We start from the raw sequence: 19452 nt of genomic DNA, 5'->3' as shown, positions 1-19452 counted from the left end.
AGGGGTCGTGATGGTGTGCGGGGCCGGAGGTCGTGTCGAGGGACGCGCCGGTGGTCCCTCAGCTCGGCAGGAGCACCGCCAGGTCGTCCGGCACCGTGCGGCCGGCGGCGCGGCGCTCGTCGGCGAAGCGGCCGGCCATCGCGGCGAGCTCGGGGTCGCTCCGCCGCTCGAGACCGGAGACGGCCGCGAGCGGGACGCCGCAGAAGACGAGCTTGAGCACACCGTGCCGCCAGGCGTGCGCGTCGAGGTGCTCCTCGGCGAAGCGGCCCATCGCCGCGGCGACCAGCCGGGTGTCGTTGGCGCGCAGGGCGTCCGCGATCAGCTCGCGACCGGCCGCGGCGAGCGGCTCCCCCGCGCGGCCGGCGGCGGTGAGCGCGTGCAGGCCGACCAGCACGCCGCGGCGCTCGGCGTCGTCGCCGCCGCGGTAGAGGCGGAGGAGCAGGGCGGCGAGGTCCTCGTCGTCGAGCGCGGAGGCGGCGGCCGCGATCAGCGCCGAGCGCGCCGCGTCGTCCTCGGTGCCGTGCACGAGGCCCTGCGGATCCGTGTCCGGGCGGAGCGGCGCGCGGCCGGCCTCCCGACCGGCGGCCGGGAAGCAGCGCTCGATCCGCCGCGGCTGCTCGCGCAGGACGGCGCAGGCGCCGGCGGTCCAGGGGTGCTGGGGCGACTCCGCCCCTGCCCCCCGGGTCCGGATCGCCGCTCGCATCGCCGCGAGATTCGCGACCGCGAGGCGCGGGGCGTCGTGCGAGTGCCGCGGCAGCTCCACGGCGGCGATCCCGCGGTAGCCGATCTCCTCGAGCGTCGCGAACGCGGCCGCGAGATCGAGCGCGCCGGTGCCGAGCTCGAGGTGCTCGTGCCGCTCGGGCAGCATGTCGTCGACCTGCACGTTCACCAGCAGGCCGGCCGCGCTGCGGAGGGCGCCGACGACGCCGTCCGGCTCGACGACCACGCAGTGGCCGAGGTCCACGGTGAGACCGAGCGCCTCGGGATCGCCGAGCTCGCGGCGCAGCAGCAGTGCGTCCGCGACCGTCTCGACGAGCATGCCGGGCTCCGGCTCGAAGCCCAGCCGGACGCCGTAGCGCTCGGCCTCGGCGACGACGCCGCGCATCCGCTCGACCAGGAGCCGCCAGCCGCGGGCGCGCTCCATCCCCTCGGGCAGCACGCCCGACCAGAGCGAGACGGCGTCGGCGCCGAGCAGAGCGGCGATCTCGATCGCGCGGTGCAGGAAGGCCAGGCGCGGGCCGGCCTCCTCGTCGACCAGGGTCGGCCGGTGCTTCACGAACGGATCGAGGAGGTAGCGCGCGCCGGTCTCGATCACCACGCGGAAGCCCAGCTCGTCGAGCCGTCGACGCAGGGCGAGGGTGCGCTCGCGGACGTCGTCGGCGAACGGGTCGAGGTGCGGGGTCCCGAGGGTCAGCGCCACCGCCCGGTAACCGGCGGCGTGCAGCACGGTCAGGGCGTCGTCGAGGGTGTGGTCGGCGAAGCCGTTGGTGCCGTAGCCGAGGACGGGGCCGGCCTGGTCGCTCTCCTGCCCGCTCATGTGATGTCCGCCGAGACCCTCGGGCGCCGCAGCACGACGGCGCCGAGCGCGTCGAGCCCGAGCAGGGCCGCGCCGAGCTCCGGCCGCCGCAGCCCGGCGAGCGCCGCCTGCAGCGGGATCATCCCCGCGATGCCCGAGCGGGTGGCCGTCCGCGCCGCGGCCGCGTCGGGCGTCCGCACCGCCCGCAGCTGCGGGACCAGCACGAGCGCGATCCAGCGGGCGATCGCGACGGCGACGACCGCTCCGATCGCCGGGCCGCCCTTCGCGCGGACCGCCCCGATCCCCAGCGCGAGGGCGAGCGCGGCCGTGCCGGTCGCCGCCGCTCCCGCGAGGGCCGGGCGGGTGCCGTGCACCTCGCCGCGCGAGAGCACGGTGACGCCGAGGGTGTGCGCCGCGACGGCGGCGGAGGCGGGAGCCGCCGCGCGCACACCACCCGCTCCGGCACCGAGCAGCACGTCGAGCCCGCGGCACGCCGCCATCACGACCGGCCCGAGCGGAGTCGGCTTGGCCAGCAGGTCGTACGACCAGATGCTCGCCGCGAGCGGCACGCTCAGCAGGAGCGAGCGGCGCCCGTCCACCAGTGCCGCGACCGCGATCCCCGCCCCGGTCAGCCCGGCCGCCAGCCCGAGCGCGGCGCCGCGCCGGATCCGCCCCGACGGGATCGGCCGCTCCGGCCGCTCCAGCGCGTCGAGCTCCGCGTCCGCGTAGTCGTTCAGCGCCATGCCCGCGGAGTAGAGGAGCGCGGACGCGAGCGGCAGCGCGACGGTGCGCGCGCCGGGCGCCCGGCCGGCCCACGCCGCTCCGGCCACCGTGTCGCCGAGCACCGAGAGCGCAGCCTTGGCGCGCACGAGCTCGAGCCAGTCGCGCAGCTCAGCCATGGCGGATCGCGCCGCCCGCCACGAGCGAGCGCTGAGCGACGGCCGCCCCGGTGCGGGCCGACCAGGCGACCAGCTCGGCGGTCTGCTCCGCGAAGCCGTGCACGTCGCTCCCCCACGGGTCCTTGAAGAAGAAGCCCATTTCGGCGACCGGGCCGGAGATCCCGGCCGCGTCGGCGAGCGACATCAGGCGCGCCAGGTCCAGGATCAGCGGGGCGGCGAGCGCGGAGTCGTAGGCCGACCAGATGGTCTGCACCGTGATCCGCGAGCCGAGGAACCCCTCCGCGTGCACGTGGTCCCACGCGGTCTTCACGTCGCCGAGGTCCGGCACGTTGTCGATGTGCAGCGGAGTGACGACCTCGTCGCCGAGCAGGCTGCGGAGCCCGCGGTTCTTCGAGACCAGCTTCGAGCGCACCGCCTCCGGGTCGGCGAGGGTCTGCCCGTCGCCGCCGCCGAGCAGGTTCGCGCCCGCCCAGGACAGCACGCGCATCCCGCGCGCCGTGAACATCGGCGCGAGCACGCTGCGGAGCAGGGTCTCGCCGGTCTTGCCGTCCTGTCCCGCGATCGGGATGCCCGCCTCCGCGGCCCACTCCTCCAGCGCGGGCAGCGCCAGCGCGGTGGAGGGGGTGAAGCAGACGTAGGGCGAGCCGGCGGTCACCGCGGCGAGCGCGGAGATCGAGCTCGGCGGCAGCACGGTCTCGCCGGGCCGGGCCAGCGCGGCGCGCAGGGCGGCGAGGTCGTGGAACTCGGGGCGGTCCTGCGGCAGCACCTCGGTGGAGGCGACGTCGATCACGACGACCCGGGCGAGCGCGTGCCGCTCGCGGAACTCGACGATGTCGGCCGCCTGACGATCGATCTCGTCCTGCTGCGAGCCGCCCTCGACGCCGAAGGAGCGCCGGATCTCGCGGTCGGTCGCGTCGAGCCGGTCGGCGACCTCGGCGACGACCGAGGTCGGGAACATCCCGCCGGCCGCCAGGCCCATCGCCTTCTCGAGCAGCGGGGTCGACGAGACGTCGTGCCCGCCGATCACGATCGCGTCGAAGCCGGCGAGCGGGACGTCCTCGAAGGCCGGGGTCGCGGTGGCGCAGCCGTTGCTGGGAGCGGCGCCCGAGGCGATGGCGTGCAGGCCGACGGCGGCCGTGGTGGCGACGCTGCCCCGGGCTCCGATCAGCCAGAGGCCGATGCGCTCCTGCTGCGGGGCGCGGTCGGCGGCGGTGGTGGTGCCGGTGGTGCTGGTGGTGCTGGTGGTGTCGGACGAGGTCATCGTTCTCTCCTGTCTGTGGACTTCATTCGTGGGGAGGTCGTTCGGGGCATGTCGTTCGGGGGGAGGCCGTTCGCGGGGAGGTCGTTCGGGGGGACGTCATTCGGGGTCTCCCTGCGCGTCGAGATTGCGTCACCTCGCGGCGACTGCTTTCCTCAGGTGTGCCGAGCCGCCACCCGATCTCCCGAGCAGTCGCCTGCCGTCGCCCGGACGGCGCTTGCACGGACGGCGGGCGCTCCGCGTGAGCGGGCGGGCCGGCTCGCAGACCGGCGACCTGCTGCGGCTCTTCGCCGACGGCCGTCCGCGCACCCGCGCGGAGCTGGTCGAGGAGACGGGACTCGCCCGCACGGCGGTGATGACGCGGCTCGACCTGTTCTTCGAGCTCGGCCTGATCACGCACCTCGACCGCGCGCCGTCGACCGGCGGCCGTCCGTCGGCGCGGCTGGTCTTCGATCCGTCGGTCCGCGCGTTCCTGACCATCGACCTCGGCGCGACGCACTCGACGATCGCGCTGACCGACTTCGACGGCCGCATCGTCGTCGAGCGCCGCGAGGAGCTCGACATCGCGCAGGGCCCGATCCGGGTGCTCGACCACGCGCTCGACGTCTGCGACGAGATCCTCGCCGATGCGCACCTGGCGCCCGAGGCGCTGGCCGGCTTCGGCCTCGGCGTGCCCGGCCCGGTCGAGCACGCGAGCGGCCGCCCGGTGCGCCCGCCGATCATGCCCGGCTGGGACGGCTTCGACATCCCGGGCTACATCCGCCGCCGCGTCGACACCACCGTGCTCGTCGACAACGACGTGAACCTGCTGGCCCTCGGCGAGCGCGCCTCGCGCTTCCCGCACGCGCAGGACCTGATCTTCGTGAAGATCAGCACCGGCATCGGCTCGGGCATCGTCTCGGGCGGCGTCCTGCAGCGCGGTGCGCTCGGCGCGGCCGGCGATCTCGGTCACGTCCAGGTGCCGCGCACCGCTCCGGAGGCGGCGGACGGCCGCGACGGCGACCTCGAGGCGCTCGCGAGCGGCGGGGCCCTGGTGCGCGCGCTGGCCGAGGCGGGCCGCGACGTGCACTCGGTCCGCGATCTGCTGGCGCTCCTGCGCGACCGCGACCCGGAGGCGATCGAGGCGGCGCGCCTCGCGGGCCTGCAGATCGGCGAGGTCCTCGCCACCTGCGTGAGCCTGCTGAACCCGTCGGTGATCGTGCTCGGCGGCAGCGTCGCGCTCGCCGCCCCGGAGATCCTGGCCGGCGTGCGCGAGGTCGTCGACCGGCGCTCCCTGCCGCTGGCGACCCAGCGCCTGCACGTGGTGACCGCCGAGCTCGGCGGCAGCGGCGGCGTGCGCGGCGCGGCGCTGATGCTGCGGCAGCACCTCCTCGGCCCGAGCAACGTCGACGCGTTCCTCGAGCAGCTCCGCGAGCAGAGCCTCGCCGAGCGCTGACGCCCCGGCGGCGACGGAGGTCAGGAGCGCACCCCCGCCCGGTCGGACGCTGACGGGTCGGTCGTCTCCCGCGAGATGCCACTTGTGAGCTCGACACGCCGTGAATCCTCGTCAGAAGTGGCATCTCGCGGAGTCGCGGAGGCGCCGGTCGTCGAGGCACCGGCCACCGCAGCGGCGACGGCGGCGTCGATCCGCCGCTGCTCGCCCGCGGCGCGGCGGCGGCGGCGCACGACCGCCAGCACGATCAGCCCGATCAGCAGCGCCAGCAGCAGCAGCGCGCTCCACGGCACGGCCGCGGTCGAGGCCTCGGAGGAGACGGCGGCGACCTCGGGCACGGCGGCCGGGTCGGTGGCCTGCCCCGCGAAGTCGGCGGTGACGACGGTGCCGGTCAGCGCGATCCGGGCGGTCGCGACGAACAGCGGCCAGACCCCGGCGACGGTGACGCTCCGGCTGGTCGAGCTGCCCGGGAGCAGCTCGGGCAGCGGCTCCGGATCGGTCGCGGCGACGCTGCCGAGGCCGAGGAGACCGGAGACCGCGAGCTCGGCGCCCGGGGCGAGGCGGGTGTTGCCCGCGTTGGTGACGGTGTAGTCGATGGTGGTCGTGCCGGGGGCGAAGGGGTTCCACTCGCCCTGGTACGAGACGGCGAGGCCGTCGACCGAGAGGCGCGGGGCGAGGTCGCCGCCGACGCGGAGGTACATCCGCGAGCCGAGGCGGCGGTCGACCGAGACCCCGGTCTCGCCCTGGACGAGGATCGAGGAGACGACCCCTGCGGCGTAGTCGCCCGGCACGGCGTCGGCCGGCACCTCGAGCTGGAACGGGATCTGCACGCTCTCGCCCGCGGGGACGACGACGTCCGGGGCCTCGAAGGAGATCCAGCTGCCCAGCTGGGTGGACGGCTCGGCGGCCGGCAGCAGATCGAGCTGCCCCGCCTCGGTGAGGAAGCCGTCGGAGCCGTAGACGCGGAAGGTCTGCTCCTCGTCGTCGTAGTTGGAGACGATCAGCGCGTCGCTCAGCTGCCCGCCCGGCTCGAGCGCGTAGGCGTAGTTCGGCCGGTCGCTGCCCTGCTCGGTGTCGGCGGGCCGCACCCCCCAGGTGACGGCCGAGCTCGCCTGCGAGCTCGCCGTCTCCGCGAGGGCCTGCGCCGGCAGCACGGCACCCGCGACCCCCACGACGAGGAGGACACCGAGCGAGCGGAGTGTGGAGCGGAACATCATCGTCCAGCCTTTCGAGGGGGTGGGTCCCTCCGCGAGATGCCACTTGTGCACGCGACACGCCGTGTCAGGCGTGCACAAGTGGCATCTCGCGGAGGAGGAAGGAGGGGGGCCGGCCGCCGGGGCTCCGGCGGCCGGCCGAGGGTGGCTAGCCGAGCGCGGTGAGCGTCAGCGTCGCCGTGTAGGTGCCGGTTCCGACCGACAGCGGGAGCTGCAGGTCGAGGTCGGCGCCGAGGACCGAGGATCCGGTCGGGTGTCCGGCCGCGGCGGAGCCGAGGACGCGGGCGGTGGCGAGGCCCTCGCCCGAGACGAACCCGGAGACGACGGGGGCACCGGCGACGGCACCGCCCTCGTTCTCCAGGACCTTGGGGGTCCAGCCGAGGTACTTGCCCGAGACCGTCTGGTCGCCGGCACGGAAGTCGCTGATCTGAGCGGTCACCGACCACTCCGGTCCGGACAGGCGCGAGTCGGTCACACGGACCGGCACGAGCTCGCCCGACGCGGCGAAGTGGTCGCCCTGCTCCTCGGCGACACCGAGGTTCACCAGGTTGCTGGTGCCCTCGAGGCTCCAGGTCAGCTCGCCCTCGCGCGCGTCCGGCACGATGACCGCGACGGCCTGGTCGCCCTGCGCCGCAGCGCCGGCGGCCGTGCCGGTGAAGTCCCCGTCCACTCCGGCGGCGGTGTTGCCCGCGCCGAAGTTGACCGCCGGAGCGTTCTCGGCGAGCGTGATCCGCCCGCCGACCGTCGAGCCCGCGAGCTGGACGTTGCCGGAGTTGCCCGAGAGCACGAGGTTCCCGCCGACGGTGTTGCCGAGCGCGGCCGCGGAGCCGTCCTCGTTCGCGCCGAGGAGCACGCCGCGCGAGGATCCGCTGACCGTCAGCGAGCCGCCGACGATCGCGCCGCCGACGCTGACGCCGAAGTCGCTGCCGGCGAAGGTCGCGTCGCCGCCGACGCTGGTGCGCGCCACGTCGACGTAGTTCGCCGCGTCGGTGCTGACCGAGCCGTCGACCGAGACGTCGCTGAGCTCGACGTCGATGCCGCCCGCCTCGACCATGCCCGCGACGGTGAGGTCGCGGAGGTAGAGGAAGCCGGCGCGCGAGCCCTCGGAGAAGGACACGACGTCGCCGCCGACGCTGGTGCCGTCGATCGAGATGCCGTACGCGTCCGTGCCGATGACGTCGCCCTCGATCGTCGCCGAGGTGGCGTCGAGCCAGGCGTCGTCGCCGACGGTGATCGAGCCCTGCACGACGACGTTGCCCAGCACGCAGGTCTCGCCGGCGGCGACGGTCAGGTCGCCCGCGATCGTCGTGTTGCCGAGCTCGGTCGTGCAGTCCGTCGTCGCCGCGAAGGCGGACGGCGCGGCGACCATAGCGAGGGAGGCGGCCGCGAGGACCGCCGTGGTCGTCTTCCACTTCATGGGGGTTCTCCTCGGTGCGCCGGTGCGCGTGGTGGTGCGGGGAAGGGAGGCGCCGGCGCGGCGCGAGGACTCAGCCACGGAGAGCCTCGATGGCGTCGTAGCTGCGCGCGGCGTTGCCGAGCGAGTTCACCGGGTTGGGCGCGACGGCCTGGGTGGGCGCGGTGTCCTGCTCCCAGACGCCGTAGCGCTGGCCGCGGTCGCGCAGCTCCGACAGGAACGCCTGGTACGGCAGATTGCCCGCGCCGAACTCGACGATGTCGTAGCCGTTGGTGTTCGCGTTGTTCGTCTTGCCGTCCTTGAGGTGCAGGATCGGGTAGCGGCGCGGATTGCGCTTGATGTAGTCGAGCGGCTCGAAGCCCGGGTAGAGCTTCTTGCCCACGTAGGCCCAGTAGACGTCCATCTCGAGGTAGACGTGCTTCGGGTCGGTGTTGTCGTAGAACACGTCGTAGAGGCGCGTCTTCGGGTCGTCCGAGCCGAAGGCGAACTCGCCCGCGTGGTTGTGCTGGTAGAGCTTCATGCCCGCGGCCGTGACCTGGGCGCCCCAGGCGTTCCACTCGTCCGCGGCCGCACGGTAGCCCGCGACGGTGTTGACGTTGGTCGGCGCGTTGCCGGTGCCGAGGTGCGGGGTGCCGAGGATCTGCGCGATCTCGATCTGCTTCCCCAGCTCCGAGCGGAGCAGGTTGGTGCCGACGTGCGAGCCGACGGCCCGCAGGCCGTTGTCGTCGAGCAGCTGGCGGATCTCCTGGGGGGTGATCGCGCCGACGTTGCCCTGGGTGTAGCCGGCGAACTCGATCTCGCTGTAGCCGATGCGGCCCAGCTCCTCGAAGACGGCGCGGAAGCCGAGCGACGAGACCTTGTCGCGGACGCTGTAGAGCTGGATCCCGATCCGGTTGATCGGGACGAGCCGGTTGGCGCCGGACGAGGGCGCGGGAGCGGCGAGGGCGCCGGGCGCCAGCGCGCCGGCCCCGACTCCGACGGCGACCGTGGAGGCGGCGAGCGCCGTCATCAGCGCGCGTCGGCTCATCGGCTTCGCCGTGATGGATCCGTGGTGGTGGTGCATTGTCTCTCCTTCGAAACGGAACATGCAGATGGATCAGGGGGGGGGGACCGGCCGGCCCGGGCTCTCGGCGCGAGCCGGCCGGTCCCGCCGCGGCTACTGCTGGACGGTGAGGTTCAGCAGGCTGGACGCGGCGTTGGTGTTCGCCGTGGCGGTGTGGGTGACGGTCAGCTTGTAGCTGCCCGCGGCGAGCTTCGGCAAGGTCACGACGACCTTCCCGTTCTCGTCGAGAGTGCCGGTGAGCATCGCGACGGTGGAGAGGTTCCTCTTCACCATCACGGTGACCTGCCCGGTCCCGGCGACGCCGGTCGACGTCTTCGCTTCGACCGAGACCTGCGCGCTGGCGCCCGGCTTGACCGGGTTCGGCGAGACGGTCGCGGTGAGCACGGAGTCGGCCTTCGACACGATCAGGCGGGCGGTGCCGGCCGAGGCCTTGAAGGTCCCGTCTGCTCCGTAGGCCGCGCGGAAGGTGTGCGTCCCGGCCCCGAGGGTCTGCGGCAGGGCGATCGTCGCCTTCCCGCCCTCGAGGGCGCTGCGGCCGATCTCGGTGTCGCCCTCGTAGAGGACGACCTCGCCGCCGGGGGTGCCGCCCTGGCCGGAGACGGTGACCGTCGCCGATCCGGGAGCGCCGAAGGTCACGCGAGGGGCGCCGAGCGCCACGGTCGTGGTCGAGTCGACGGTCGGCGCGTTCCCCGCGGCGAGGTCGATCGTGAACGAGACCGTGCCGACCGCGGAGACGTTGCCGCCGGTGTCGGTGGCGCGGTACTGGACCGTGCGGGCGCCGTTGGTGGTGAAGGGCACCGAGTAGGCGCCGTTCGCGGCGCGGACCGTGGTCCACGTCGTCCCGTTGTCGACCGAGTACTGCACGCTGGCGAGCGCGCCGTTGTCGGTCGCCGCCAGGTTCAGGTTCACCGCGCGGTTGTAGACGCCGCCGACGCCGGTGGGCGCTGCGGGGTCGAGGGTCGCGCTGACGGTCGGCGCCGTCGTGTCGCCGGCACCCGCACCCTGGAAGGTGAGGGAGTCGAGCGACAGGCCGGAGGGCGAGGTCACGTAGAGCGAGCCGGTGCCGGTGGGCTGGCCGGAGAACGGCACGAGGACGTCCTGCCAGCCGGCGCCGGCGGGGATGGTCGCCGTCCCGAAGGGCGCCGCGTCGGCGGCGTTCCAGCGGAGGTCGACCGTGCCCTCACCGGTGGCGCGGACCACGACGCCGGTCAGGTTGGCGAGGTTCACCGGGTCCCAGCGCAGGAAGGATCCCGCACCGAGTCCGCTGACCGCGTTGCCGCCGCTGGCGGTGGTGTCCGCGTAGGGCAGGACGCCCTCGCGGGCGGCGTGCTCCGCCTCCTGCGTCTTCGGGTTCAGCCGCAGCGTCGCCTCGGCCGCGGCCGGGGGCAGTCCGTTGTAGCCGGCGTCCGTGTAGGTCACGACGACGGTGCCGTAGAGCAGCGCGCCGGGGCCGTGCTCGGGCGAGTCGGCGGACGTCGGGAACGCTCCCGTGGCACCGGTGCCGGTGACCTCGGGGTGGGCGTGCTCGTCGTGGCCGAGACCGTAGGTCCACGCCACGCGGCTGCCGACGATCTGGTCGCCGTCCTCCGCGTCACGGCCGGTCACCCGGTAGGGGATCGCGTCGCCCCACTCGAAGAACGAGCCGTTGCCGGGCGTCGTGATCTCGATCTGCGGCGCCTGGTTGCCCACGGAGATGACCCGGGAGGTGAGGCTGAACTTGCCCTTGGCGTCGGTGACGCGCAGGCGGGCCGTGAACTGGCCGAGCTCGGTGTAGGTGTTCTTCACGGTGACGCCCGTGGCGTCGAAGGTGCCGTTGCCGTCGAAGTCCCAGTCGTAGGTGAGCGCGTCGCCCTCGGGGTCGGAGGATCCCGTGGCGTCGAACGTCACCTCGAGCGGCGTCTCGGAGGCGGACAGCGGCGTCGCGGTGAAGCGCGCCTGGGGGGCCTTGTTGCCCTCGGCGTAGTCGATCCGGTACAGGCCGGCGTCGGGGTTGGCGCGGAAGAAGCCGTCGCCGTACTCGAGCACGTACATCGACCCGTCGGGGCCGAACTCCATGTCCATGGGGTTGTCGTGGATCGGCTGGTTGCGCGAGCTCAGCGCCGTGTTGGGCAGGAAGTCCTCGATGTGCGTGACCGCGCGGTCGTCATCGAGCGTGAACGCCGCGATGTAGTCCTGCGAGAACTCGCCGAAGAAGGTCTTCTCGTTCCAGTAGGCCGGGAACTTCGACGTCGAGGTGTTCTCCTCGTCGAAGTGGTACACCGGTCCGCCCATCGGGCCCTGGCCGGTGCCCGTGCCGAAGTTCACGAGCTCGTCGAACGGCTGGTCGCCCGGGTTGTCGCCGTAGTAGACGGTCGCCGGCGTGGCCGCCGGGATGTCCACGAGGCCGGTGTTCCAGCGCGAGTTGTTCTTCAGGTTCTGCGGGTCGAAGAAGCCGCGGGGCGTCGCCGTCTCGAAGTCCCACTCGTTGTACGGCAGGTTCGGGCCGTGCACGTAGGGCCAGCCCGAGTTCTGCGGCTGGTCGAGTCCGGTCGCGTTCCACTCGACGAGACCCATCGGGCCGCGCACGCCGTCGGCCGCGGCGGCCTTCGTCGCGTCGGGACCGTAGTCGCCCCAGGAGAGGGTGTTCGTCTCCGCGTCGACGTCGATCTTGAACGGGTTGCGCACGCCCATCACGAAGATCTCGGGACGGGTCTTCTCGGTGCCCACCGGGAAGAGGTTGCCCTCGGGGATCGTGTACGAGCCGTCCTCCTGGACCGTGATCCGGAGGATCTTGCCGCGCAGGTCGTTCGTGTTGCCCGCACCGCGACGCGAGTCGAAGCCGGGGTTCATGCCGGGCGCGTCGTTGTTCGGCGCGAAGCCCGCGGCCCCCGGAGCGCTCGCCGGCGTGTTGTCACCGGTCGAGAGGTACAGGTTGCCGTCGGCGTCCCAGTCGAAGTCGGCGCCCACGTGGCAGCACTGCCCGCGCTGCGCCTCGACCTCGATGATCTTCTGCTCGCTCGCCAGGTCGAGACCGGAGCCGGTCCACTTGAACCGGGAGAGGCGGTTGACGCCCTTCCACTGGTCCCAGTAGCTCTCGTCCTCACCCGCGGGGAGCATGTTCGGGGCCGCACCGGTCGGCGTGCCGCTCTGGGGCGCGTAGACCAGATAGACCCACTGGTTCTCGGCGAAGTCGGGGTCGACGCCGACGCCCTGGAGCCCGTCCTCCGAGTTCTGGTAGACGGGGATCGTGGCCACGACGCGCGTGGTGCCGGTCTTCGGATCGGTGTGGCGGATCTCGCCGTTGCGTGCCGTGTGGAGGACCGACTTGTCCGGGAGGACGGCGAGGTCGATCGGTTCGCCGACGTTCTTCGTCAGCAGCACCTTCTCGTAGTTGCTCCAGTCGAGCGCGGACTCCGCGCCCGGCTCCGAGCCGTGGTCCACTCCGTCGTGGGCCGAGGCGGGCAGGCCGAGAGCGGTGAGTCCGGAGACCGTCACCATCCCGGCGATGCCGAGGGCGAAGAGAGACCTGATGCTTCTCTTCGTGGATCGCTTACCATTCATGCGTGATGTGATTCCTTCAACGAGGTGTTCATCGCAGAGGCCGGATCCGTCTCTGTCCGCACGACGTGCGGATCCGGTCTCCTCTGGTCGGCCCGTGGGCCGATGTCTTCGTCGTCGCCTCCTCTCGCGGGATGCTGTCGCGGCGCCGGTCGCTCCTCTTATTAGAGGAGCGGTTCCGGCTGGTCCGGGCCGGCGCGGGGTCTCCCCCGCGCCGGCGGGTCAGTGGGCCGGTCGGATCAGTGATCCGAGCGGATCAGCGGATCAGGACTCGAAGGCCGAGGGCAGGTACTCGGCGACGTTGTCCTTGGTGACGACCGGCGCGAAGAGCTGGATCTGGCGCGGGACGCCGAGCGAGGTGGTGTCGCTCATCGACTTGTTCTGCTCGATCAGGCGGGCGAGCTTGATGCCGTCCGCGGCCTGGGTCGAGGGGTAGACGACCGTGGCCTTGACCACGGAGTCGTCGGCCTCGATCGAGCGCATCACGTTCGCCGAGCCGGCGCCGCCGACGAGGATGAACTCGTCGCGGCCCGCGGTGTCGATCGCGGCGAGGACGCCGACGCCCTGGTCGTCGTCGTGGTTCCAGATCGCGTCGATCTGCGGCGCCGCCTGGAGGAGGTTGGCCGCGGCCTGCTCGCCGCCCTGGACGGTGAAGTCGGCGGCGACGCGGTTGTCCACGTCGAGTCCGCAGCCCGAGAGCGCGTCGGCGAAGCCCTGGCTGCGGTCCTGGGTCAGCGGCAGCGAGTCGATGCCGGCGATCTCGGCCACGACCGCGTCCGGGTTGTCGCCGAGCTGCTCGCAGAGGTAGGTGCCGGCGCTGACGCCCATGCCGTAGTTGTCGCCGAGCACCGTCGAGCGGGCGGCGAACGGGCTGGAGAACTCGCGGTCGACGTTGATGACGGTGATGCCCGCCTCCATCGCCTCGGTCGCGACCTCGGTGAGCGCGGCGCCGTCGATCGGCAGCAGCACGATCGCGTCGACGCCGTCGTTGATGAAGGTCTCGACCTGGCTGATCTGCAGGTTGACGTCGTTGGTGCCCTCCGCGGTGCGCAGCTCCACGTCGTCGTACTTCTCGGCCTCGGCGATGGCCGCGCGGCTGACGGCGCCCATCCAGCCGTGGTCGGCGGCGGGAGCGGTGAAGCCGATCACCACGGTGTCGCCCGAGGCGTCGTTGTCCGAGGCGGCGACCGCGGCGGCGGTGCCGCCGCCGGAGGCGTTCCCGGTCTCGACGGGGGCGTTGGAGATGCAGCCGGTGAGCATCAGCGCGACGGCGCCGAAGGCGAAGCCGGCGGTGCCCAGGCGGGCGGTGCGGCCCAGTCGGACGGTGCGGCCGAGGCGGGAAACGGAGGGGTGGCGAACGGACATGGAAGTGATCTCCTTCGATGGATCCATGAGGGGCCGCAGGGCACAGCGGTGCCTGCGGAGGGTGACCGGAGTGGTCGAGGTGGATGCTGCTGGTGCTGGGAAGCGGGGCGAGCGCCCCGGGAAGAGGTGGGGCCGGCGGCCCCTCGGGTCAGGACTTGCCGCGGGCGGCGAAGCGCTGCTGCAGCAGGACGGCGGCGACGATGATCGCGCCCTTCGCCACGGCCTGGGCCGAGGTCGACATGTTGTTCTGCGTGAAGACGTTGGTGAGGGTCGTGAAGATCAGGACGCCGAACACGGTGCCGACGATCGTGCCGCGGCCGCCGGCGAGCAGCGTGCCGCCGACCACGACCGCCGCGATGGCGTCGAGCTCGTAGAGCGTGCCGTTGGTCGACGAGCCGGCGGTGGTGCGGGCGAGCATCATCACCGCGGCGATGCCCGCGGTCAGGCCGGCGAGGCCGTAGACGTACATGGTGTGCCGGCGGACCTTGATGCCGGCGAGGCGGGCCGCCTCCGGGTTGCCGCCGACCGCGACGGTGCGGCGGCCGAAGGTCGTGCGGTTGAGCAGGATCCAGCCGGCCACCGCGACGAGCGCGAAGATCAGCACGAGGACCGGGATGCCGAGCACGTCGGCGCGGAAGAAGTCGAGGAACGGGTCGACGGTGACGATCTGCGTCTGCCGGTTCGAGATCAGCTCTGCGAAGCCGCGGGCCGCGACGAGCATCGCCAGCGTCGCCATGAAGGCGACCACGCGGCCGTAGGCGATCAGCGCTCCGTTGATCAGCCCGCAGACCAGGCCGACGAGCACCGCGGTCAGCACGATGACCAGCCAGGAGGTGTTCGCCGCGTAGTACTGCGTCGAGACCGTGCTGGCCCAGACCGTCGCGAGCCCCATCACCGAGCCGACCGAGAGGTCGATGCCGCCCGAGGTGATGACGAAGGTCATGCCGATGCTCAGCACGCCGATCACGGCGGCCAGGCGGAGGATCGTCAGCACGTTGTCGACGCTGGCGAAGCGCTCCCCCGCGGTGGCGAACCCGACGATGCAGAGGATGACCAGCGCGAGCACCAGGCCGATGTTGCGGCCGAGCGAGCCGCCCATCATCCCGGCGAGCCCGGAGCGGGCGTCCTTCGACGGAGCCCCGCCGCTCGGCCCTCCGGTCGCGGCCGAGGCGTGACGTCCGGCGTCCTCCTGCGGACCGCCGATCGACGGTGACGCGGTGTCGAGCTGTCCGCTCACGCTGCACTTCCTTCCATGACGAGATCGAGCACGCGGTGCTCGTCGATCGAATCGGCGGGGCCCTCGTGGACCACGGCGCCGTCGGAGATCACGAGCACTCGGTCCGAGAGCCCGAGGACCTCGCCGATCTCGCTGGAGACCACGAGCACGGCGGCGCCGTTGGTCGCGAGGTCCCGGATCAGGGTGTAGATCTCGGCCCGAGCTCCGACGTCGACCCCGCGGGTCGGCTCGTCGAGCAGCAGCACGCGGCAGCCGCGCACCAGCCAGCGGGCGAGGAGCGCCTTCTGCTGGTTGCCGCCGGAGAGCGTGCGGGCGTCGCGGTCGACGCCGTGCGGGCGGAGGTCGAGCGCCACCGCCTGCTCGGCCGCCGCCGCGCGCTCGGAGCGCTCGTCGAGGAAGCCGCGCTTGGCGAAGCGGTCGAAGGTCGAGAGGGTGATGTTGCGGTAGACCGGCTCGTCCAGGAGCAGGCCCTGACTCTTGCGCTCCTCCGGGCAGAGGCCGATGCCGGCGTCGACCGCGGAGGTGACCGAGCCGGCCCGCAGCCGCTTGCCGGCGACGCTGACGGTGCCGGTGCTGGCGCGGCGGGCCCCGTAGATGGTCTCCAGGATCTCGGAGCGGCCGGAGCCGACCAGCCCCGCGAGGCCGACGACCTCGCCGGCGCGGATCTCGAGCGAGACGTCGGCGAACGAGCCGCGCAGCCCCAGGTTCTCCACCTTCAGCAGCGTCTCGGCCTCGGTGGGGAGCTCGGTGCGGTCCGGGAACACGTACTCCACGGCGCGGCCGGTCATCAGCGTGATCAGCTTCGAGGTCGGGGTGTCGGCGACGGCGAGGTTCTTCGCGACCGTCGCGCCGTCCTTGATGACGGTGATCCGATCGCCGATGGCGCGGATCTCCTCGAGGCGGTGCGAGATGTAGACGATGGCGACGCCGTCGGCGGTGAGCTGGCGGACCACGTGGAAGAGGTTCTCCACCTCCTCCGAGTCGAGCACCGCGGAGGGCTCGTCCATGATGATGACCCGCGCGTCGTGCGAGAGGGCCCGCGCCATCTGCACGATCTGCTTGCCGGCGGCGGAGAGGCTGCCGACCTCGCGGTGCGGGGCGATCTCGGGGTGGCCGAGGCGCTGCATCAGCTCGCGGGTGATCCTCGCGGCCTTGGAGCGGGCGGTGAAGCCGCCGCGGGAGAGCTCGTGGCCGAGGTAGATGTTCTCGGCGACGGAGAGGCCGTCGACGACGTCCAGCTCCTGGTACATCGTGGCGATGCCGAGGGCGAGCGCGGCCGTCGGCGAGGGGATCGTGACGACCTTCCCGTCCACGAGGATCTCGCCCTCGGTGGGCTGGTGGGCCCCGGCGAGCGTCTTGATCAGCGTGGACTTGCCAGCGCCGTTCTGGCCGAGGAGGCAGTGCACCTCGCCCGGCCGGACGTCGAGGTCGACGCCGTCGAGGGCTCGTGCTCCGGGGAAGACTTTGACGATCCCGCGCATCTGCAGAAGCAGTTCTGACGCGGTGTCCTGAGTGCGGGAAAGAGGCTGGGCGGCGGTGTCGCCGGGGTCTGCGTTGACCATGCGGACGAAGCTACAGCGACTTAAGTCGCGGGTCAACCAAAAGTTCTGAGTCGTTTCGAAGGAGATCCCGGCGGTCGCCCAGCGCGTCGAAACGCTTCCGTCACTCGCGCCAGCCCTGGGATCCGCGGGTTTAGGCGACATCTGACGGCGCAATGCGCGGCGTGTCGAGACACCACGTCCCGTCATAGAGCGCTCTCCGACCCTATGAATCCCGTCCGGGCCGCAACCGGATCGTGACCTGCGGCCTCCCGAGCCCTCCGTCGCCGCCCTCCCGCTCAGCAGAAAGAGCTGGCGGAGCCGAGCGCGGGCATGGGAGGGTCGACCCGCCGACGAAAGGACGACGATGTCGAACGACCGAGCACTGCGCGTCGCGATGGTGGGGACCGCCTTCATGGGCCGCACCCACTCGCACGCCTGGCGCACCGCCCCCCGCTTCTTCCCGCTGCCGCTGCGCCCCGAGCTCGCCGTGCTGGTGGGCACCGACCCGCAGCGGACCGCCGAGCGCGCCGAGACCCTGGGCTGGAGCGAGTCCTCGACCGACTGGCGCGCGGTGATCGCGCGCGACGACATCGACCTCGTCGACATCTGCACCCCCGGCGACACCCACGCCGAGATCGCGATCGCCGCCCTCGAGGCCGGCAAGCACGTCCTCTGCGAGAAGCCGCTGGCCAACTCCGTCGAGGAGGCCGAGCGGATGGTCACCGCGGCCGCCGCCTCGGGCCGCGTCGCGATGTGCGGCTTCAGCTACCGCCGCACCCCTGCGCTGGCGCTGGCCAAGCGCTTCGTCGACGAGGGCCGGCTCGGTGCGATCCGCCACGTCCGCGCCCAGTACCTGCAGGACTGGCTGAGCGACTCCGAGGCCCCGCTGACCTGGCGCCTCGACGCCGCGAAGGCCGGCTCGGGGGCGCTCGGCGACATCGGCGCGCACATCATCGACAGCGCGCAGTGGCTGACCGGCACCCCGATCGCCTCCGTCTCGGCGGTCCTGCGCACCTTCACCACCGAGCGCCCCGTGCTCGCGACGCAGGCGGGCCTCGGCGGCCGCGCGGAGGAGGGCGCCGAGCGCGGCCCGGTCACGGTCGACGGCGCCGCCGCCTTCACCGCCTCCTTCGAGGGCGGCGCCCTCGGCGTCTTCGAGGCGACCCGCGTCGCCACCGGCCGCAAGAACGCCAACCGCATCGAGATCAACGGCGAGACCGGCAGCATCGCCTTCGACTTCGAGCGGATGAACGAGCTCGAGTACTACGACGCCCGCGACCCCGAGGACGCCCGGGGCTTCCGCACCATCCAGGTCACCGAGCCCTCGCACCCGTACATGTCGGCCTGGTGGCCCGCCGGCCACGGCATCGGCTACGAGCACCTCTTCAGCCACCAGGTCGTCGACCTCGTCGAGGCGATCGCGGCCGGCACCCCCGCCACCCCGACCTTCGCCGACGCCCTCGAGGTCCAGCGCGTCCTCGCCGCCGTCTCGACGAGCGCCGCCAACCGCTCCGAGTCCACCCCCGTGCAGCGCGGCACCGGCCCGGTCTGACGCCGGAAGGCACCGCGCTGATTTCCGCTGAGGAGATTTCCCAGCAGCCTGCTGGGAAATTGAGTGATCCTCCTCATCCTTCCCTCGCTGGACTGCGAGCCGAGTGTCGAACGGTTCCGAGAGGGTGCAGCGTCTCCGTCGGGCGCGGAGTGCCAGGCTGGGGCGATGCGCCGACGAGGGAGTTCTGCGGCGGCCGCCGCGGTCGTCGCGCTGCTGCTGGGCGGCTGCGTCGAGGCGGAGTCCGGGCCGGCGGCGGTCGGTGCCGGTGGCGTGGCGGACGGCACCTCGGCGAGCGTGTCCGCCGCGGGGACCGTCGACGTCTCCTATCAGCGGCAGGGCGACTTCGCGGTGGTCGTCGCGCTCGACTGCTCGGCCTGCTCCGGGACCGTCACCGTGTCGGCGCCCGGGCGCAGCACTCCGGTGGGCGAGGCCGCGGCGGGGACGCAGTCGTCGTGGCTCCTCGAGACCGTCGCGACCGACCCCGTCGACCAGTCGCTCCTCGTGCGGACCGCCGGCCACTGGACGCTCACTCTGCAGAGCTGGAACGACCTGCCCGAGGTCTCCGGCGAGCAGTCGGGCAGCGGATCCGCGGTGCTCGCGTTCTCGGACGACGTCGACAGCCTCGACGTCGCCTACGGCCCGGCGAGCAGCGAGGACTCGCTCTCCGGCCGCGTCCTCGGCACCGCCGGCACCCGCCAGACCTTCGGCGACACCACGGCCTTCGCCCGCGTCGTCGACGCCACCCTCCCCGGCGTGGTCGCGATCCGCACCGACGGCGCCTGGACCCTGACGCCGACCCCGTGACCTGCGCGCCGGGTCCCCCGGTCGCGCTCCGCGAGATGCCACTTGTGAGCACGACACGCCGCAGAATTCGCGCACAAGTGGCATCTCGCGGAGGGGGTCGGCGGGGGCGCTTCGGGGGCTTCGCCTCGTGAGGCGATCCTGCGCCATACTTCCTGGATGAGCAAGAAGATTGACGCGGCGCATCGCGCCCTGGTAGCAGCCCTCGACAAGCACGCCGGCCTCGTCGGCGACAAGTCGTCGAAGCCGAGCAAGGTCGCGCGCGCCGCGTCCGAGCTCCGCGCCGCGACGAAGGCCTACTCGGCGCTCGTCTCGGCCCGCACCGGCACCTCGAGCCCGTTCGCGGACCTCGCCGACCCGCGCCTGGACCAGCCGACCATCGCCTCCCTCCGGGCCGAGCGCGACGCGATCGCCGCCCGGCTGGCCAAGCACGAGGCCCTCGCAGCGGAGTCGGGCGACGAGGCCCTCGCCGGCTGACCCTCCTCCCCCGCTCTCCCTCCCCCGTGGAAGTCGCCGTGTTACGGGCGTGTTTCGCGCGCCCGGTGGCGCCCTGCGTACGGTGGTCTCCGGGATCCGCGCAGTCGCGGCGTCGAGCGACCGGAGGCCGGTCGCAGCGCCGGCGG

At 73.0% G+C, this 19452-nt stretch carries 14 protein-coding genes; 4 read left to right on the top strand and 10 right to left on the bottom strand.

The features are described 5' to 3' along the window. Window positions 1-58: 58 nt before the first annotated feature. From MT350_RS19015 to MT350_RS19005, 3 genes are read right to left on the bottom strand one after another with little or no spacing between them, the layout of a single operon-like run. Window positions 59-1537, bottom strand: a complete 1479-nt coding sequence (locus MT350_RS19015; protein WP_243616443.1) for an EboA domain-containing protein — start codon at window positions 1535-1537, stop codon at window positions 59-61. Further along, window positions 1534-2415, bottom strand: coding sequence for an SCO3242 family prenyltransferase (locus MT350_RS19010; RefSeq protein ID WP_243616442.1), 882 nt, complete (start codon window positions 2413-2415; stop codon window positions 1534-1536). Before MT350_RS19010 ends, MT350_RS19015 begins: the two co-directional genes overlap by 4 nt. Continuing rightward, window positions 2408-3676, bottom strand: coding sequence for an inositol-3-phosphate synthase (locus MT350_RS19005; RefSeq protein WP_279396524.1), 1269 nt, complete (start codon window positions 3674-3676; stop codon window positions 2408-2410). Before MT350_RS19005 ends, MT350_RS19010 begins: the two co-directional genes overlap by 8 nt. 238 nt (window positions 3677-3914) lie before the next feature. Here MT350_RS19005 and MT350_RS18995 point away from each other — a divergent pair, with 238 nt between their 5' ends. Beyond that, entirely contained in the window at window positions 3915-5108 is a 1194-nt protein-coding gene (locus MT350_RS18995; RefSeq protein ID WP_243599774.1) for an ROK family protein, read from the top strand. A gap of 20 nt (window positions 5109-5128) precedes the next feature. Here MT350_RS18995 and MT350_RS18990 read toward each other — a convergent pair whose 3' ends face one another. The 7 genes from MT350_RS18990 to MT350_RS18960 all read right to left on the bottom strand — a co-directional run bounded on the left by MT350_RS18990 (window position 5129) and on the right by MT350_RS18960 (window position 16416). Continuing rightward, on the bottom strand, window positions 5129-6319 hold the full coding sequence (locus MT350_RS18990; RefSeq protein WP_243616441.1) for a DUF916 domain-containing protein: 1191 nt from the start codon (window positions 6317-6319) through the stop codon (window positions 5129-5131). Window positions 6320-6467: 148 nt separating this feature from the next. Beyond that, window positions 6468-7736 (bottom strand): hypothetical protein, encoded by a 1269-nt coding sequence (locus tag MT350_RS18985; protein WP_123444620.1) that lies wholly within the window; start codon window positions 7734-7736, stop codon window positions 6468-6470. 70 nt (window positions 7737-7806) lie between these two features. Continuing rightward, window positions 7807-8796 (bottom strand): sugar phosphate isomerase/epimerase, encoded by a 990-nt coding sequence (locus MT350_RS18980; protein WP_243616440.1) that lies wholly within the window; start codon window positions 8794-8796, stop codon window positions 7807-7809. A 93-nt stretch (window positions 8797-8889) separates the two neighbouring features. Continuing rightward, entirely contained in the window at window positions 8890-12336 is a 3447-nt protein-coding gene (locus tag MT350_RS18975; RefSeq protein ID WP_243616439.1) for a PQQ-dependent sugar dehydrogenase, read from the bottom strand. A gap of 261 nt (window positions 12337-12597) precedes the next feature. After that, on the bottom strand, window positions 12598-13698 hold the full coding sequence (locus MT350_RS18970) for a substrate-binding domain-containing protein (RefSeq protein WP_374206655.1): 1101 nt from the start codon (window positions 13696-13698) through the stop codon (window positions 12598-12600). 148 nt (window positions 13699-13846) lie between these two features. Then, window positions 13847-14800, bottom strand: coding sequence for an ABC transporter permease (locus MT350_RS18965; RefSeq protein ID WP_123445318.1), 954 nt, complete (start codon window positions 14798-14800; stop codon window positions 13847-13849). Between the two features lie 131 nt (window positions 14801-14931). Continuing rightward, complete coding sequence (locus MT350_RS18960) at window positions 14932-16416, bottom strand: sugar ABC transporter ATP-binding protein (RefSeq protein ID WP_243581137.1); 1485 nt, start codon at window positions 16414-16416, stop codon at window positions 14932-14934. A 424-nt stretch (window positions 16417-16840) separates the two neighbouring features. Between MT350_RS18960 and MT350_RS18955 the strand changes: the two genes are divergently transcribed. From MT350_RS18955 to MT350_RS18945, 3 genes are all read left to right on the top strand, one after another. Continuing rightward, on the top strand, window positions 16841-18028 hold the full coding sequence (locus MT350_RS18955; protein ID WP_243616438.1) for a Gfo/Idh/MocA family protein: 1188 nt from the start codon (window positions 16841-16843) through the stop codon (window positions 18026-18028). 165 nt (window positions 18029-18193) lie between these two features. Continuing rightward, window positions 18194-18832 (top strand): hypothetical protein, encoded by a 639-nt coding sequence (locus MT350_RS18950; protein ID WP_243616437.1) that lies wholly within the window; start codon window positions 18194-18196, stop codon window positions 18830-18832. Between the two features lie 156 nt (window positions 18833-18988). After that, entirely contained in the window at window positions 18989-19306 is a 318-nt protein-coding gene (locus MT350_RS18945; RefSeq protein WP_243616436.1) for a hypothetical protein, read from the top strand. Window positions 19307-19452: the final 146 nt, after the last annotated feature.

It is taken from the genome of Rathayibacter sp. VKM Ac-2928, from assembly GCF_022815545.1.
In the GTDB taxonomy this organism is placed as follows: Bacteria; Actinomycetota; Actinomycetes; order Actinomycetales; family Microbacteriaceae; genus Rathayibacter; species Rathayibacter festucae.
The sequence above is the reverse complement of the archived record's forward strand: the minus strand, read 5'-3'. Positions and strand labels throughout refer to the sequence as shown.

What these genes read in the sequence shown, in the direction of transcription:
- MT350_RS18950 (WP_243616437.1), top strand. Translation starts at nt 18,194, where the DNA reads ATGCGCCGACGAGGGAGTTCTGCGGCGGCCGCCGCGGTCGTCGCGCTG.
- MT350_RS18980 (WP_243616440.1), bottom strand. Translation starts at nt 8,796, where the DNA reads ATGCACCACCACCACGGATCCATCACGGCGAAGCCGATGAGCCGACGC.
- MT350_RS18970 (WP_374206655.1), bottom strand. Translation starts at nt 13,698, where the DNA reads ATGTCCGTTCGCCACCCCTCCGTTTCCCGCCTCGGCCGCACCGTCCGA.
- MT350_RS18960 (WP_243581137.1), bottom strand. Translation starts at nt 16,416, where the DNA reads ATGCGCGGGATCGTCAAAGTCTTCCCCGGAGCACGAGCCCTCGACGGC.
- MT350_RS18945 (WP_243616436.1), top strand. Translation starts at nt 18,989, where the DNA reads ATGAGCAAGAAGATTGACGCGGCGCATCGCGCCCTGGTAGCAGCCCTC.
- MT350_RS18965 (WP_123445318.1), bottom strand. Translation starts at nt 14,800, where the DNA reads ATGATGGGCGGCTCGCTCGGCCGCAACATCGGCCTGGTGCTCGCGCTG.
- MT350_RS18990 (WP_243616441.1), bottom strand. Translation starts at nt 6,319, where the DNA reads ATGTTCCGCTCCACACTCCGCTCGCTCGGTGTCCTCCTCGTCGTGGGG.
- MT350_RS18975 (WP_243616439.1), bottom strand. Translation starts at nt 12,336, where the DNA reads ATGAATGGTAAGCGATCCACGAAGAGAAGCATCAGGTCTCTCTTCGCC.
- MT350_RS18985 (WP_123444620.1), bottom strand. Translation starts at nt 7,736, where the DNA reads ATGAAGTGGAAGACGACCACGGCGGTCCTCGCGGCCGCCTCCCTCGCT.
- MT350_RS19015 (WP_243616443.1), bottom strand. Translation starts at nt 1,537, where the DNA reads ATGAGCGGGCAGGAGAGCGACCAGGCCGGCCCCGTCCTCGGCTACGGC.
- MT350_RS18955 (WP_243616438.1), top strand. Translation starts at nt 16,841, where the DNA reads ATGTCGAACGACCGAGCACTGCGCGTCGCGATGGTGGGGACCGCCTTC.
- MT350_RS19010 (WP_243616442.1), bottom strand. Translation starts at nt 2,415, where the DNA reads ATGGCTGAGCTGCGCGACTGGCTCGAGCTCGTGCGCGCCAAGGCTGCG.
- MT350_RS19005 (WP_279396524.1), bottom strand. Translation starts at nt 3,676, where the DNA reads ATGACCTCGTCCGACACCACCAGCACCACCAGCACCACCGGCACCACC.